The organism is Porphyromonas canoris, from assembly GCF_000765975.1.
In the GTDB taxonomy this organism is placed as follows: domain Bacteria; phylum Bacteroidota; class Bacteroidia; order Bacteroidales; family Porphyromonadaceae; genus Porphyromonas_A; species Porphyromonas_A canoris.
Window position 1 is genome coordinate 53392 of record NZ_JQZX01000012.1, and the last position, 16162, is coordinate 69553.

Sequence of the window (16162 nt, forward strand, 5' to 3'; positions counted from 1 at the left end):
CGTTACCTAATTCGTTACCCATTGGTTACCTACTGGAAATAGGTAACTATTGAGCCACTTTTTTATAGATTTTTTCAATACCCGTAAATTGCTCGGAAAGTCCTTTCATATCATCACTAATCTTATTATTAGTAATGCGGGCGTAGATTTGGGTCGTTTCAATATTGGTATGCCCCAGCATTTTAGAAACGGTTTCAATGGGAACTCCTTTACCCAGTGTCGTTGTGGTGGCAAAGGTATGACGGGCAAGGTGAAACGTAAGGTTTTTCTTGATTCCGGCAAGGTCGGCAATCTCCTTTAAATAGGAATTAAGTTTTTGATTACTGATTACAGGAAGGATTTTACCGTTAGGAAGCTTATCCTTATATTTATCCAAAATCATCTTTGGAATGTCCAGTAACGGTACATTTACATCTATTCCAGTTTTCACCCGCTTAGTCATAATCCAAAGGTTGCCGTCAAACGACTTGCGGATATGCTCTTTTCTAAGTCCTGCTACATCTATATAAGCCAAACCGCAAAAACAAGAAAAAAGAAATAAATCCCGAACGTGTTCCAGCCTTTCGGAAACAAGGTTGAGTTCAAGGATTTTCTTGATTTCATCTTCCGTAAGGTATCCTCTATCAACCCTTTGTAAGCGTATTTTATAGTTGGCAAAAGGGTCGCCGACTATCAGCCCGTTGTTCCGGGCAATCAAGACTATACGTTTGAAGAACTGCATAAACTTGGCAGTCGTGTTATGGTTACATCTGCCAACTGTCATAAGATAGACCTCAAAGTCATTTATAAACATATTGTTTATAGACTTCAAAGCTATATCGGAAAGATTGTACTTAGCTTGGATAAAACTCGCAAGATGCTTGCGGGTTACTTCATACTTTTGATAGGTAGATGCAGATTTAGATAGACCTATAAGCTGCTTCACATCATCATTGTGCTTCTGAAATAAATTCAGCAACGTTTCGTGGTTCTCCGTATGCCCTAAAAATTCATTCTTGATTTGCTCGGCAGTAACATAGTTTTCTCGCCGTTGCTGTTCATGGTAGATTTGGTGTAATGATGCTTTAATGTCTTCCAGTAACTTATTGAGTTGTGCGCAGGACTTCCCGGTTGCTTTACCAGCTTTCACACTCCAATTATCGGGATGGATGCTTTGTTTGGTACTAAACTGGCAAATTTTTCCATCAACGGTAATTCTTGCCATAATTGTTACCTCTCCATTACGTTTTTCTGACCCTTTTTTCAGGTAGAAAAGGACTTTGAATGTACTCTTCATAATCTCACTTTTTAATGTTACAAAATTACTTTTAATGTATTAATTGTGAGATATATACAGGCTGTACAAATTCGGACAGCGAGAGGTCATTTTTGGACAAATCGTTACCGTTTTTGTCCGGTATGGAATCGGTAACGATTTAGGCACAAATTTGTGTCTTTTGAGGTCTTTTTGGTGTCTTTTATGCTGGACAAAATACAAACAAAAAAGCCTACAAATCATTGACTTGTAGGCTTTTGTCCGTTTATTGTCTGTTTTTGTCCAGACCTTCCAGCGGAGAGAGAGGTTCTTTCTCTTGAACTCTTATAAATAGTCATAGGTATTCAATCTTTTGTTTTTCAGTACTTTGTGCTCTTTCTTGATAAAATGAGATTTCATAGAAAATCTTTGGTGATATCATTTTTTGGGTGTAATTTTGGGTGCAGAAATTACACACCCAGACAATATGAATATCAAACGCAATATCATCTTCGCCCTTGAGAGTCGCAAGAAGGCAGGCATTCCCATCGTGGAGAATGTGCCTATTCGCATGCGTGTGAACTTCGCCTCTCAGCGCATCGAGTTTACTACGGGCTATCGTATTGATGCAGCTAAGTGGGATGCCGACAAACAGAGAGTCAAGAATGGCTGTACCAACAAGCTCAAGCAGTCAGCTGCCGAAATCAATGCTTCGCTCCTCGGCTACTATACCGAGATACAAGAGATCTTCAAGAAGTTTGAGGTAGACGAAGTGATGCCTACGCCCGAGCAGATTAAGGAGGCATTCAACGCACTGCACAGACCAGCGGAGGAAGAAACGAAGCCCTCCTCACGGAAAAAAGCCACGGAAGGCAGTGATTTTTACAAGGTCTTCGATGAGTTTGTGCGTGATTGTGGACGACAGAATGATTGGACGCACTCCACCTATGAGAAGTTTGCAGCCGTGAAGAACCACCTTTCGAACTTTCGGGAGGGGCTTAACTTTGAGTTTTTCGATGAGAAAGGGTTGAATGACTATGTCGCTTATCTTCGTGAGGGCAAGGAGATGCGTAATAGCACTATCGGCAAGCAGCTGGCATTCCTCAAATGGTTTTTGCGTTGGGCTTTCAAGCAGGGAGTGCATCAGAATAATGCTTACGATACTTATAAGCCCAAACTCAAGAGCACGCAAAAGAAAATCATCTTCCTGACGTGGGATGAGTTGACGAAGCTCCGAGAGTTCGAAATACCTGCGAACAAGCAGGCTCTCGAACGAGTGCGTGATGTCTTCCTCTTTCAATGCTTCACAGGCTTGCGATATTCCGATGTGTTCAACCTCCGCCGAAGCGATGTCAAAGGCGAACATATCGAGGTGACGACCGTCAAGACCTCGGATAGCCTGATTATCGAGCTGAACAATCACAGTAAGGCGATTTTGGATAAATACAAAGAGATTGCTTTTGAGGACGATAAGGTCTTACCAGTCATTACCAACCAAAAGATGAATGACTACCTCAAGGAACTGGCAGAGCTGGCAGGCATAGATGAGCCTGTGCGTCAGACCTACTACCGAGGCAATGAGCGTATAGACGAGGTCACGCCCAAGTATGCCCTTCTCGGCACACACGCTGGGCGTCGCACCTTTATTTGTAATGCCCTCGCCCTCGGCATCCCTCCTCAAGTGGTTATGAAGTGGACAGGACACAGCGACTACAAGGCTATGAAGCCTTACATCGACATTGCAGACGACATCAAGGCGAATGCGATGAGTAAATTTAATCAGTTATAGCCCTATGAAACAAGAAATACAAGCCATAGACCGCAAGGACTTCGCCCCTATCGTACACGCTATTGGGGCAGACATCGAGCAGACGCAAGTGCGTATCGTGGCATCAGCCAATGCCGATATGCTCTATCACTATTGGAAGGTGGGGCATTTCATTCTTTACCTCCAAGAGAAAGAGGGCTGGGGTGCTAAGGTCATCGACAAGCTCTCGGAGGCTATCCGCTCGCAATATCCCGATAAGAAAGGATATTCTCGCAGAAACATCTTCTATATGTGTAGCTTTGCCAGTGCCTACCCTCTGAATGTGCTGCAACAAATGTGTGAGGCAGACAGCGTGTTAAGTAATCCATCTGTGGACGCAGTGAAAACCCTTACGACTCAACTCAATCAATTAGTGCAAGAACCTCTTGCACTAATTCAAAACACAGAAAATCAACGGATTGAAATTACGCAACAATCTGTTGCACAATTAGGAGAAGTAGCTCAAACGTTATCCTCTGTCTATCAGACAGACATCGAGCAAATAGAGACGCTCTTCAAGCAGTCCGCGGTCGTTCGCACAAATTGGGCGAGCCATGTAATACTTCTCAACAGCAAGCTCCCTCTTGGCGAACGCTATTGGTACATTACACAAGCCGTGGCGAATGGTTGGAGCAGTAATGTGCTGAAATCACAGTTGGATACCAATCTTTTCGCTCGTCAGATTGAGGCGAAGAAGGTAAACAACTTTGCCGTGCGTCTCCCCAAGCCACAGAGCGACCTTGCCAACTATCTGATGAAAGACCCCTACATTTTCGACATCATGGGACAGACGGAACAGATGGCGGAGCGAGACATCGAGCGTCAACTGGTGTCGCACATCACGAAGTATTTGCTCGAGATGGGTAGTGGCTTTGCCTTTGTGGCTCAGCAAAAACATTTTCAGGTGGGCGAACAAGATTTCTATGCCGACCTTGTTCTTTACAACATTCAGTTGCATGCCTATGTGGTCATTGAGCTGAAGGCAACGCCTTTCAAGCCCGAATACATGGGGCAACTGAATTTCTACATCAATGTAATAGACGACACGCTCCGAGGTGAACACGACAACAAGACTATCGGCTTACTGCTCTGCAATGGGGGCGATAAGGTTGTGGCACAATATGCCCTCTCGGGTTACGAACAGCCGATAGGTGTCAGCGACTATCAGCTCACAAAAGCTATCCCCGACAACCTCCGCTCCGCGCTCCCCAGCATTGAGGAGGTAGAGGAAGAAATGAGTAAGATTGCAATCAACATCAGATAGAAAAATATGAACTCTGATAGATATAACAAATTATCCCATGGGATTAATCCTTCTCTTAGAACGAAGTTAGATGCTATACGCATGCATTTGCACGAGGGCAGAGCATCTTGTATGATTGGTGCAGGCTTTAGTAAGAATGCAGAAATGGACGACACTACTCGAATGAAGGATTGGGTTGAGTTAGCTGATGATTTTTATGAAATACTTTATGGGGCAAAGCCTGGTGATCAGGATGTGAAGTATAAAAGCGTTCTAAGGTTAGCCTCTCAGGTAGAAGCTTCAAGAGGACGAGGAGTTTTAGATTCCTTACTTCAAAGTTCACTCCCCGATGAACGTGTATATCCAGGGCGCCTCCATATAGATCTAATGAGGTTGCCTTGGTCAGACGTGTTTACAACAAACTACGATACATTATTAGAAAAAGCCTTCATAGAAGCAGAGCGTTACTACTATAAGGTTACTAATAAGGAAACACTCTTGTATGCTCCACATCCACGCTTGGTTAAGTTACATGGAAGTTTTCCTGATATACGGCCTTTTATTATAACCGAAGAAAACTACCGCACTTACCCCCAACGATTTCCGGAATTCGTAAACACAGTACGGCAGTCCCTTATAGAGAATATTCTCTGCTTAATCGGCTTCTCTGGTGATGATCCCAATTTTCTGAGTTGGATAGGCTGGTTGCGTGATGTCATGGGATCACAAGTTTCTCCAGTGTACCAAATTACATACAATACTCAACTACATGACTCCAATATTCATTTATCTCATGATTTGGGGCTTGATATTATTAACCTTGCAGACATAAAGGATATCGAAGGATTTCCCGAGGCACTAGATTTTTTCTTTACATATGTTGGGAAAGAATACAGCACAAAATGGATAGGAAAACTTGAAGACAAGCATAGGCTGATCAATAATCGAGAAAGTAGCGATATTGATACCTTAATAACTAAAATGATACAGGTGCGTGAAGCTTATCCTGGGTGGATAGTTCTACCTGTATCTCATATGGAAGGGTTTTCTGACACAAAAGAAGATATGCCTTTCTGGTCAAACATATACGCAGAGTGCCCAGACACATTTAAACGAATAGAATTCTTATATGAAATAAATTGGCGTATTGATACAGCACTAGGTTCTTTTGATATAGAATGGTATCTTCAAGCATTAGAACAACTACCTCTTGAACATTCTGAGATATTGGAGGATGGCACACGTCAGAAATTATTAGGGTTAAAACTTTTTCTTCTTAATGCCTATCGCATAAAAGGGGAAGAAGAAGATTATGCGCAGCTCTTAAGTAAGATAGAGGCTCATATTTCCAAACTGACATATGAACAGAATCGTCTGTTGACTTATATAAAATGTCTATACGCCATCTCTACATTGAACTATGCTGACGTTCAGAAAAACACCGACAGCTGGAGCCTTCGTTCATTAGACTATCAAGGCCATTTGTGGAAGGCTGGGATACTCATTGAAATTGGTCAATTACGAGAATCTGAAGTTATGCTTCGAGATTTATTGAAGTCGGTTAAAAGAAACATCCTAACGTCAAGGTATTCTTCACATCTGGCTTCTGTCCGCTTTGCGATAGAACTCTTCCTGTGGAGAATAGATAATACATACTCCATGAGTAGACCTAAGCCCACTTCAGATTTTGACTTTACAGGAATCGTGAGACATTGCCGTGACATGATAAATAAAGAAGATAATCGGCCATCTCAATATCAAATTACACATGACTTCAATCTTTTAGAAATTGGCCAACAGTGGAACTTGGAAGGAGGAGGCTTTAAGGGCGACTATTATGGAGCAATTCGCTATTTTCAACTATACGAAAAGTTGGGACTTCCATTTGGTATACCTAACCTTTTTTCATCAGATGTTGATAACAAAACATTTATGATAGAGCGCTTACTACGATATTACCCCAAATATGCATTACAATGGATTGTTCGGTGTTGTAACACCAAATCTTTGAATGCCTTGACTCGTGAGAGTTTACGACATATTAGAAGATCTGATGCATGCGTGTTTTTTGATAATCTGATTGAATCTTGTGAAGCAGGGCTTGAACAATATGCCGGACAAATTCTACAAACACGAGTTCTGACTAGTTTGCTACCTGTATTGGTAAAGCTCTCCACATTGCTTCCTCAAGATCGCATAGAACGTATATTTAATATGCTGTGTATCGTATATCGTCAGTATCCGAGAAGATATGAAAGGACACTGGTTAGAACACTATACAATAACTTATCTGGGGAATATTTAAAGCGTTGTCAAGAAAAAGCTTTGAAGGAGCCTATACTGCAATCTGGCATTAGGGGAGAAGACTTCGAAATGCCTGAGTTATGGATCAATGCAATTGAATATCCCACGGAGGCAGGTGATATAGCTAGAACTGGTTTGAGGTCAACTGAGCTAAGCACTCAACAAGCAGCTTTTGAAAGACTTAAGGTTTTGATGCAAACAAAAGCGGATGATATAACTTTATCATTATTGGATGACGATATAAATACATGGAGAGCTATTCCACCATTATCAGACGAAAAGCTGGCATCTTTCTTTATGTTCCCAGGGGAAGAGAGTACGATGAGGACTATCGGAGCTGAAGAATTAAACTCATTCTTAAGTACAGACTTCAGGAATGATGGATCGACCTCTTTCATAGATGCTATTTCAAATAGGCTTTTTCGCCTTCAGATAGGCTTCCCTCGATTTACGAAGGAGCAACATTTAGCATTTCTAGGTAAGGTGGTAAAAATTCTTACTGAGAATGAAGATAGATTCAAAAAGAATGATTCCGAAGAATTCTTAGGAGGATTTCATAATCACGTAAAAGATATATTTCGTTTTCTGAACCATTACAGCCAAGTAGAGGGACTTCCCGAAAAAGACTGTCACGAGTGGAAACCGTTTAAGGAAGTGATAGAACGATACCATCAATATGAATACCCTGTATTAACAATTATCACGCATTTGTCATATTTGGGGATATGGGATAATTCAATAGCTAAGAAGTACATAAAGAAGTCCTTATTTTTCAACTCTAGATCATTAGTTTATGATGCAGGGAATGCCTTAGTCTATATGGCGGAAAAACAAGGTAAAAAAGTTAATCAGTCGATTATCATAAGCATAATAAATAAGATTACTTATGTAATTGATGAGAATACTCATGTGTATCTTTATATAATTAGAGAACTCTTATTGAAAAAAGGAATAGGTAAAAAGGCGCGTATTCAATTAGAGGAATGGATAAATATCTTGCCCGACCGAATAGAACACCTTGCTATATTGGAAGAGATAAAAGATGATGTTAGATATTATGCAAATCAAATTTCTGGGATTATGTCAGTGGTTTGGCCAGACTGGATAGGCTTGAGAGACTGGAGAGATTATGTAAACAATGATTGTATAAAGAATGACGTCAGAAATGGATTTGAAGTAGGTGCGCATCTTGCAGCTAGCCTCAAATAAGATTGTGGATAGCCAGTAAAACTCGCAAAGATTTGTTGCGTAAATACCTGTATTTACATAACAAAATAGAGGGCTATCAGATATTAGTTTATCGGCAATAAATGGGAGTTATTGCCGATAAACTAATTCTTTTGTGAGCGGGTTTTATCGCAAAAAAGATGCGTTTTTGAGATAAAATCTCATCAAGGAGCATGTATAAGCGTTTTTATTATATGTTATTAGGAGATTGTTTGAGTGCGGAAAGGGGGCTGTTCCTTCTTACAATCTCTTCCCTCGATTGCGTTTGATAAGTTGCTGCCACTTGTGTTCGCACCAGTCGGGGACAGATAAGCCATTGATGGAGAGGAAGGGCTTTTGCTTTTGGTCTTTCTCAATGCAGAGCATCGTGTCGTCCTCCTCAAAGTAGCGTCTATACATCGAGGAGTAAACCTTGGCTTTTGCTCGTACGGCTTTACCTGTGCGGTACATCTGTGTTATCTGTTCATCGGAGAAGCCCATAAACACTAAAAGCCTGCGTACATTGAGAAGGGCAAAGAGTGAGGGCATAAATCGCTGAATGAAACTTCGCTCTTCCTCATAGGCTTTCAGCTCCTTCCGCTGTTGCTCCAGCTCTCTGCCCTTATCCTTAAGCCTATCTTGTAGAACGACAACCTCCTTGCGGATGTCGTTCTTTTCTTTTTCGCTGAGGTATTGAGCTTGTTCCGCCTCCTTTTCGAGAGCTTCAATACGCTGTTCGGCTTTGTCCAGCTCCGAATTGCCAAAGAAAGAATAGAGCGTGTCCTTGATGCGGAGCTTGCCTGCTTTCTTTTCTAGCTCTGCTATACGCTCTTTGATCCGGGCTTCCTCTGCTTTCTTGTTTTCAGTTGATTTTAGGAGTTCTTTATAATACTCCATATTGGAGCGGTGTTTGGCTTCCGAGCCGTGAAGACCTCGCTCTAAGCCGAATTGTCTTACTGCTTGGGCATAGGTCGTTTGATATTCCTCCAGCTTCTTGGGTGTGAGGACATCATCGGCACAGAGACGCACCTTGTTTCGCTTGGTCTTGTACTTGCGTTTGCCGTTGCCCGATTCCTCCTTGGCTTTACGCCTTTCGCCTTGCACGATTGGCACGACGGTGGCGTGGATGTGGGGCGTCTCTTCGTCTGCGTGGAGCGTGGCTGCTACGACATTCTCCGCTCCGAAGGTCTGTCGTAGCCAGTCCATCGAAGCCTCGCACCATTCAGAGAGTCGTCCCTCCTTTTCGATGCGGAGCATATCCTCGTGCGAACCCGAGAGGATAAATCGCAAGGCTCGCACTTGATTATCGGAAACCTTTCGGTAGATACCTGCGGTCGCTATTCTATGTTCGATAGCCTGTGTTCGGCTGGTTATATTTTCGGGGAATTGCATCAATTCTCGATTGAGGTGCGTGCGAGAGGCATCGACATTATTGGGGGTGTATGTTCGCTCAATATGAGCGGTCACGCCCGAGTCGTTGCCTTTCGCCTTGTCTATATGTAATACGGCATAGCCCATAGTTGAAGATTGGTTTTAGGGGGTATCCAAAGGCGCGAAGTCCCTTGGCTCAGGAGGGCTTTTTTAGCGGTAACGAAGTGGAGCGTAAAGAAAATGCCCTATTGAGCTATGGCATTTCTCGAAATGTCCGCTCCGCCCATTACCTCTGCACTCTGTGCCATCTAAGCATTCGCTGAATGCTTGCTGGCTTTGTTTCTAAGTTCTCCCATCGAGAACTTGCAGGCGGTCAGCTCTGCCATAGTCCAGAAACAAAGCCGAGCCATCACTTCGCCTACCTTGGATTACCCGATGAATACTTGGTTTGAATTGCGTGATTTTGCCTTATCTGCGAAGCCCTCGCTTGCGAGGTGTCTGAGCCTGCGTTTGCAATTTCCTCTCTGAACATATCCACTCGTTGAGGTCTTTGTGTGGAGCATAGAGACGGCTCATGTCCTTGATCTCGATGCCTGCCTCTCGAAGGTGCTGTAAAGCCTTTCGTCCTGCCTCATCATTGTCGAGGAAGCACTCCACATAGGGATATGCTTGCAGTTGTGGCAAAGCTCGTGGGAGGAGAGCCAAGGAATTTAACACCAGGCTGTCGCTTGGGTCATTGGGGTGCAGTGTCCGCCAAGACAGAAAGTCCATAAAGCCCTCAAATACCTGCACACTTTTTGTGCCTGCTCCAAACATACTCATAGCTTTCGGGGCGATGCAGCCCTTGAAGTAGGGATTGCGTAGTTCCCAGCCCCCTGCATCGTTGGGAAAGCCAAGGGCGTAATAGCTTCGTTCGCTCGAACGATAACGCACCTCGGAGCAATACTTTTCTAGCTGGGAGAGCGAAATGCCGCGCTCCGAGCTGTAGCGTTCCAGCTGCGAGCTAAAAAAGGGTTGCACCGAAAGAATTTCGAGTCCTTGCTGAGCGGAGGTTTTTGTTCCGCCAAAAGAAAAATCAGTCTTTGGTAGTCCTGTCTCTCCTCGGAGGAGTTGCAGTGCCTCTGCCGTTGAGCAGCGGTGCAAGGCACAAACGAGGTCGATGATGTCGCCATGCTCGCCAGTGGCAAAGTCGTACCACTGATTGCGTTCGGTGTTTACTTTGAAGGAGGGCGTGCGCTCCTGCCTCAGTGGCGAGCTGTACCAATAGGCATTGCCCTTGATTTGTTTCGGTTCGTGTCCAGCCTGCTGGAGATAGTCCACGATAGATAGTTGCTTGATTTCTTGTATCGTTTTCATGTCTTTTTTTCTTGGAGGGTTATTGTTGATGCTTGGTCAGTCGGTCGAAACCTATAGGCACATAGACCGTCCGACCAAGTGTCGTTTCTTATTTGGTCGGCCAGGTCAGGTATATATAGCCTGCGTCCGACCGACCAAAAAAATCTTGTATAATACAGTACTCTCCTCGTTGTTTTCGGTGCTCGCACTCGGTCACATACTAGAGTATACTCCCTTCGTACTCGACCTCGACGCCTTGAGATTACCGCATTCTACAGCGATTTTTCATCTGCTTAGTAGTGGTACTCTGGATTGAAGTGGTATTTGCCACGCTCTTCTTTGATGACCATGCGCTTGTTCAGAAGGAAGCGGAGCAATTCTTTGAGCTTCGTCTGCCCATATTCGTGAGCGGTGACACCCTTATAGGCAGTCCGAAGTCGGGGTATTAGGTCGCCATAGCTTAGGGTGATGTCCTCTCCAAAGGTCGCCTTGAGTGCCTCTCGATGCTGCTCATCCGTCAGTTCTTGATAGAAGAAGTGCTTGACGGTCTTCGTGTCCTCTACATAGGTCGCATCGACCTCGGGTAGGCAGATGCCATCGGCTTGCTCCGTAAGGCGAAAGGCAAACTTGTCAAAGGGCTTGGAACGAATAATCGCAGGAGCAACCACGCTGCGGTCGGCATCAACGCTATCCTTTGTGATTTGTAAAACACACTCCGCCTTATTGTTCAACTCCGTGCCTATATGTCCTCGGGCGTTGTCGTCGCCCTTGTTGAGGTGCAGCACGGTGTGCAGGTGGATGTTTTGCTCGCCTGTCCACTTCATCAAGTCGCCCACAAGGCGTGTCGCCTCGGTGGAGTTGTTGATGTCGAGCATCAGGTCACGGATGCCGTCAATGACGACCAAACCCACATCGGGCGTGTTGTAGATGGCATGGCGGATAATCTCTCGGCGTTGATTCGGGTCGGCGATGGCTCTGAGGTGGCTGAATTTCAATCGCTCGGGTTCTCGGTCAAGCGGCAACCCTGCCAATCGAAGAATGCGCTGCATCACCAGCTGGCAGTGGTAAGGGCTTTGCTCGGTGTCGAAGTAAAGGATATTGCGCTTGCTCTCGGGAAAGCACGCCCGATATTCCAGTACCTGTTCATCAGCGAGGGCAGAGGCTACCAAGGCACTCACATTGAAAGTTTTCTTTGCCTTGGCTTTCCCTGTCGAGACACTGAAGTTGCCCAGCGTACCGATGACGGCATCGTCCACACGCAGCACGATAGGCGGTAGGCTAAACTTGTCCGTCACCCGAATGAGCGACTGCTGCCAAATGCTTTCGTAGTCTGGTGCATTCATCTGCGTCCTCCTGTTTTGCGACCAGCCAACTCGAGGGCAAGGTCAGCGTCCACGATAATCTTGCGTCCTACCTGCGTAATGGCTCGGTCTATCTTGCCACTCTGCTTGATGCGGTTGGCGGTGGGGAGGCTACAGCCGAAAAGGCGAGCGATGCCCGATAGCCCATACACATAGTGTCTTTGCTCTTTGGAGGTGGATACCTCCGTTGTAGTATTGCTGGGCTGCGAGCCGTGGCGAGCAAGGAAGAGCAATTCCTCGCCAGTCATCTGCCATACGGGCTTGCCCAAAAGTTCTTCTATAATCATACTTCATTATATTTTGTGGTGAATGCTTTTGCCCTTGCGCATCGGGCTATTCGTCAGCTCTGACACTGCAAAAGTATGGGCTAATCTGCTGTTTATGAAAGGGTAAGTAAGTCGCAGGAAATACAAGGAAAAGGCAGGAAATCACAAGTCCTCACCCCACCGTCCTCAACACGCATTTTGATACAAAAAGAGGCTCGCAGAGCATCACCGCCCCCGAGCCTCTCGCGATATTTTGCCCCCTTAGAGGATCACACCTTGGTTTTCAGTGTTAAATAGGGAAATCCCTTCTCTCCTCTGCGAGCTTCTTCGTACCTTTGTAGCCAATACAAATTTGGTTAGTACATAAATATGTCTCAATATACGTTTATTGATCTCTTTTCTGGGTGTGGTGGTATGTCCCTCGGTTTTGAACAAGCAGGCTTCAAATGTTTGCTTGCCATCGACTGCTGGGAAGATGCTTTGATTACTTATAGACACAATCGTCAAGAGGTCAATACATTATGTGCAGACATAGACAAAATAGAAGTCGATAGCTTAGTAGAGGGTTTTAAGGGGATAAATGTAGACTTAATCATTGGAGGTCCACCTTGTCAAGGCTTCTCTATAGCAGGTAAGCGGATTGTAAACGATGAACGCAATGCTTTGTATAAAAGCTTTGTTCGATTTGTTGCGACTTTCCGCCCAAGAGCATTTGTGATGGAGAATGTCCCAAACATTTTGTCTATGGCAGGAGGGGCAATTAAAGATGCGATTGTTGAGGAGTTTACAGAGCTAGGGTATAAGGTTGAATACAAAGTCCTAATGGCTTCGGATTATGGTGTTCCTCAAAATCGTCGACGAGCGTTTTTTGTAGGATTGTTGAATGGTCAATCTTTTGAATTTCCTACAAAAAGTGTTGATACCCCTATCACTGCTTTAGACGCTATTTCTGATTTATGTGAAGATACAATCGAAGATGGTAGTCCCTATTCTGTTTTGGCTCAATCTGATTTTCAGAGGAAAATGCGAGAAGAGAGTACAGGCGTTTACAATCATCAAATTACACATCACACCCCTAAGACAATTGAGACAATCGCATTAGTCCCAGATGGTGGGAATTATAAAGACTTGCCATTGGAACTACAAGGCACAAGAAAAGTTAATATTGCGTGGACAAGGCTGAATAGTCAGCGACCTAGCTTTACAATAGATACAGGACATAGACACCACTTTCATTACAAGTATAATCGTGTGCCAACTGTTCGAGAAAGTGCACGATTACAATCTTTTCCAGATGCCTTTGTCTTTAAAGGAAGTAAGGGGAGCCAATTAAAGCAAGTAGGGAATGCTGTCCCTCCCTTACTGGCTCTAGTAATTGCAAAAAAAATAAAGCAACAAATATCTCATGTCTAAAACAACTAAATACTATCAGTTAGAGGACGAACGGTGGCAACGCATACATTTCATTCGTCCAAGATTTAAGGCTAACATTGAGAACGTTTTGCTTTATATGGCTAATGAGTGTTGTAAAATTCCGACATGTTCATGTGCAGAATATAGCAAACGATATCTTGATGCTATCCGCTTATTTCCAGGGAACATAGGATTAGCTGAGAAAACCTTGCAGAATTGGAGGACAGAAACACCAGCATTATTTGGTTTTTATACCGAAGACAAACTATCTGATGTCACAACGACATCTCGGATGGCAACGTTTCTGAATGAGAATCAGGACTTGACACAATTTTTACGTTTGTTTCTTCGTACCTTTCAGTTCCCTGGAGGACATTTAAAGCCTAATGAGAACATTCCCTTAATAAAAAAAGGTATTCGATTTAAACCTGCCCAATGGATAGTTCGTGTTCTTCTAGCAGGAAATGAACTTCTTGCTAGCAGTGGTAAAGAGATGAGTATTTCTGGACTTGAGGCTACTTATTGTATTTTCAATGATGTTTTTGTAACCTCTGGAGTCTTAACACCAAGAGAGGTTGCTCAAACCATACTATACAACAGAGAGAACAAAATCAAGTACTACAACAAGAAAGATCCCAGAATTCAGTCTCGTACAGGCAAACCTATGAGCCTTGGAGATGTTAAGCGGTATGCACAAGATATCCTTGATTATATGGAGTTGGCTTCTATCCTTGAGGAACATAATGGTTTTTTTTATCTAAAGCCCAATGAAGTAAAAGTGATAGCCTCCTTTAAGGAAGATAACTTGTTCTTTGACGGCTACGAATCGTTTTATAGTGAACAAGGGTATACAACTGCTGATATCGCGAGAGTAGAAGTTGATTGGTTTGATTACGTAAATAGCAACTTAGATGAGAATCTATTTCAAACAGACATATCTTCACTTCTTGATGGTAAAAATGAAATAGATGTTGTTGTTATCGATAGGATACAGTCCTTACTCGATAATGGAGATAAGACTACTAAAGATATAGGGAACCTTGGAGAGGCTCTGATTTGTGGACACGAAAAAATGCGTTTAAAGATTGCTGGCTACGACCACCTAGCAAAACTTGTTCAAGTAGTCGATAGTCCATCCTATCATCCTGGATTTGATATAGATAGTTTTGAGGGAGATGGTAGTAACCTTCATCGCTACATAGAAGTGAAAACAACCATAAGTAAGCAGAAACTTCATTTATATGCTTTTCACATGTCACCCAATGAGTGGAGTGTAGCAGAAACTCACCGAGAACATTATTGCGTATATCGCTTAATGTTGAGTCAAAATTCTCAAGTTCTCTACATACTAAGGAATCCTGTAAGTTTGTATAAAACAGACCAGATATCAGCACAGCCTCGAAATGGTATGGAAATCAGTTTTAGCCCTAGTATTGTTGAACCAACACCATTATTGACATGGCACGATTAAAAGTAGCCTCCTTGTTCTGTGGTCTAGGAGGATTAGATCTTGGTTTATTGGGAGGTTTTTCATATCTAGGAAAGTATTATGAAAGACTACCCTTTGATATTGATTATGCAATTGATTCAGACCCTTATTCTAGTCAGATATATAATGAGAATTTTTCTCACAAATGTCTTATTGGAGATGTTAGAGACATAACCATTGAGAGCTTACCCCAATTTGACCTACTTACAGGAGGTTTTCCATGTCAATCATTTTCTATATCAGCCCAAAATCCACCTCGTCTTGGTTGTAAAGATGAAAGAGGTATGCTTTTTTTTGAGATGGTACGCATATTGAAAGAGAAACATCCAAGATTCTTCATCGCGGAGAATGTAAAGGGTTTGATTTCAGCAAATAAGGGAAAAGCATTTCCTATGATTGTTGATGAATTTGCAAAAGCAGGTTACCAAATAAAGTGGGAGGTTCTTAATGCATACAACTATGGCGTTCCTCAAAAGCGAGAAAGGGTTTTTATCGTTGGATTTAGAGAAAAATCTGATTATTTGAAGTTCTCATTTCCTCTCTCAATCGATAATCGAGAAAAAAGGGTTCTTGCAGATGTTGTGCGTGACGAAGATAATCTAAATGAAACCTTCTACTTCTCGCAGAGAGCTGTTGACGGAATGATGGCTGTGCGAACTAAGATGAATAAAGGTCGAGCCCAACAACTTGACGCTCCTTGTAATACGATAAGTGCTCATCTAGCTAAAGTCAGTTTGAATTCCACAGACCCTGTTTTAATGGTAGGTAATAGATACCGTCGTTTTTCTCCTCGAGAAGCTGCTTTAATTCAATCCTTTCCCGAAACATTTAGTCTTTCTAGCGTGTCTCAGGGAAGACAGTATAAGGCTATCGGTAATGCTGTTCCTCCTGTGATGATGTGGCATATAGCAAAGGCTTTAGCTGATGTTGTTATGAAAGAAGAAGCCGAGCTTACAGGTGTTTCTTGTAAGCTCTCAAAAGAGGGAGCAAGATTGAACTTATAAAGATTTCTTATTAGTTTGGAGAAAAGAACCATATAAACATACTCCAATAAACAACTACACCCAAGATTGCGGTCTTGGGTGTGTTTTTTATTGCTCGCGAGTTTTTTGGGTGTAGAAAAGGGTGTAAAT

Annotated in this window: 11 protein-coding genes; 6 read left to right on the forward strand and 5 right to left on the reverse strand. The window is 43.2% G+C overall.

Annotated features, from left to right (window positions below; genetic code table 11):
- Positions 1–46: 46 nt before the first annotated feature.
- Positions 47–1276, reverse strand: a complete 1230-nt coding sequence (locus HQ29_RS06670) for a site-specific integrase (RefSeq protein ID WP_036844689.1) — start codon at positions 1274–1276, stop codon at positions 47–49.
- A gap of 445 nt (positions 1277–1721) precedes the next feature.
- On the opposite strand from HQ29_RS06670, the gene HQ29_RS06675 reads away from it, so the two are divergent.
- From HQ29_RS06675 to HQ29_RS06685, 3 genes are all read left to right on the forward strand, one after another.
- Positions 1722–3023: a site-specific integrase gene (locus tag HQ29_RS06675; protein ID WP_036868604.1), complete on the forward strand. Its 1302-nt coding sequence runs from the start codon at positions 1722–1724 to the stop codon at positions 3021–3023.
- Between the two features lie 4 nt (positions 3024–3027).
- Positions 3028–4305, forward strand: a complete 1278-nt coding sequence (locus HQ29_RS06680; protein WP_036868606.1) for a PDDEXK nuclease domain-containing protein — start codon at positions 3028–3030, stop codon at positions 4303–4305.
- A gap of 111 nt (positions 4306–4416) precedes the next feature.
- The gene (locus HQ29_RS06685; protein WP_235318029.1) at positions 4417–7797 is read left to right on the forward strand and encodes an SIR2 family NAD-dependent protein deacylase; all 3381 of its coding nucleotides are present in this window, start codon (positions 4417–4419) and stop codon (positions 7795–7797) included.
- Positions 7798–8055: 258 nt separating this feature from the next.
- Here HQ29_RS06685 and mobV read toward each other — a convergent pair whose 3' ends face one another.
- The 4 genes from mobV to HQ29_RS06705 form a co-directional block, all read right to left on the reverse strand.
- Complete coding sequence (mobV, locus tag HQ29_RS06690; RefSeq protein ID WP_036868612.1) at positions 8056–9312, reverse strand: MobV family relaxase; 1257 nt, start codon at positions 9310–9312, stop codon at positions 8056–8058.
- 321 nt (positions 9313–9633) lie between these two features.
- A complete protein-coding gene (locus HQ29_RS06695) occupies positions 9634–10521 on the reverse strand; it encodes a toprim domain-containing protein (RefSeq protein ID WP_036868613.1) in 888 nt (295 codons plus the stop codon).
- Between the two features lie 272 nt (positions 10522–10793).
- The gene (locus HQ29_RS06700; RefSeq protein ID WP_036868615.1) at positions 10794–11843 is read right to left on the reverse strand and encodes an AAA family ATPase; all 1050 of its coding nucleotides are present in this window, start codon (positions 11841–11843) and stop codon (positions 10794–10796) included.
- The gene (locus HQ29_RS06705) at positions 11840–12148 is read right to left on the reverse strand and encodes a DUF3853 family protein (protein WP_036868618.1); all 309 of its coding nucleotides are present in this window, start codon (positions 12146–12148) and stop codon (positions 11840–11842) included. Before HQ29_RS06705 ends, HQ29_RS06700 begins: the two co-directional genes overlap by 4 nt.
- Before the next feature lie 348 nt (positions 12149–12496).
- Here HQ29_RS06705 and HQ29_RS06710 point away from each other — a divergent pair, with 348 nt between their 5' ends.
- The 3 genes from HQ29_RS06710 to dcm are packed head-to-tail and all read left to right on the forward strand — an operon-like array spanning position 12497 to position 16033.
- Positions 12497–13540 carry a DNA cytosine methyltransferase gene (locus HQ29_RS06710; RefSeq protein ID WP_036868621.1) on the forward strand — a complete coding sequence of 348 codons (1044 nt, stop codon included), beginning with the start codon at positions 12497–12499 and terminating at the stop codon, positions 13538–13540.
- Positions 13533–15011 carry a protein NO VEIN domain-containing protein gene (locus tag HQ29_RS06715; RefSeq protein WP_036868624.1) on the forward strand — a complete coding sequence of 493 codons (1479 nt, stop codon included), beginning with the start codon at positions 13533–13535 and terminating at the stop codon, positions 15009–15011. Before HQ29_RS06710 ends, HQ29_RS06715 begins: the two co-directional genes overlap by 8 nt.
- Positions 14999–16033 (forward strand): DNA (cytosine-5-)-methyltransferase, encoded by a 1035-nt coding sequence (gene dcm / locus HQ29_RS06720; RefSeq protein ID WP_052089932.1) that lies wholly within the window; start codon positions 14999–15001, stop codon positions 16031–16033. Before HQ29_RS06715 ends, dcm begins: the two co-directional genes overlap by 13 nt.
- Positions 16034–16162: the final 129 nt, after the last annotated feature.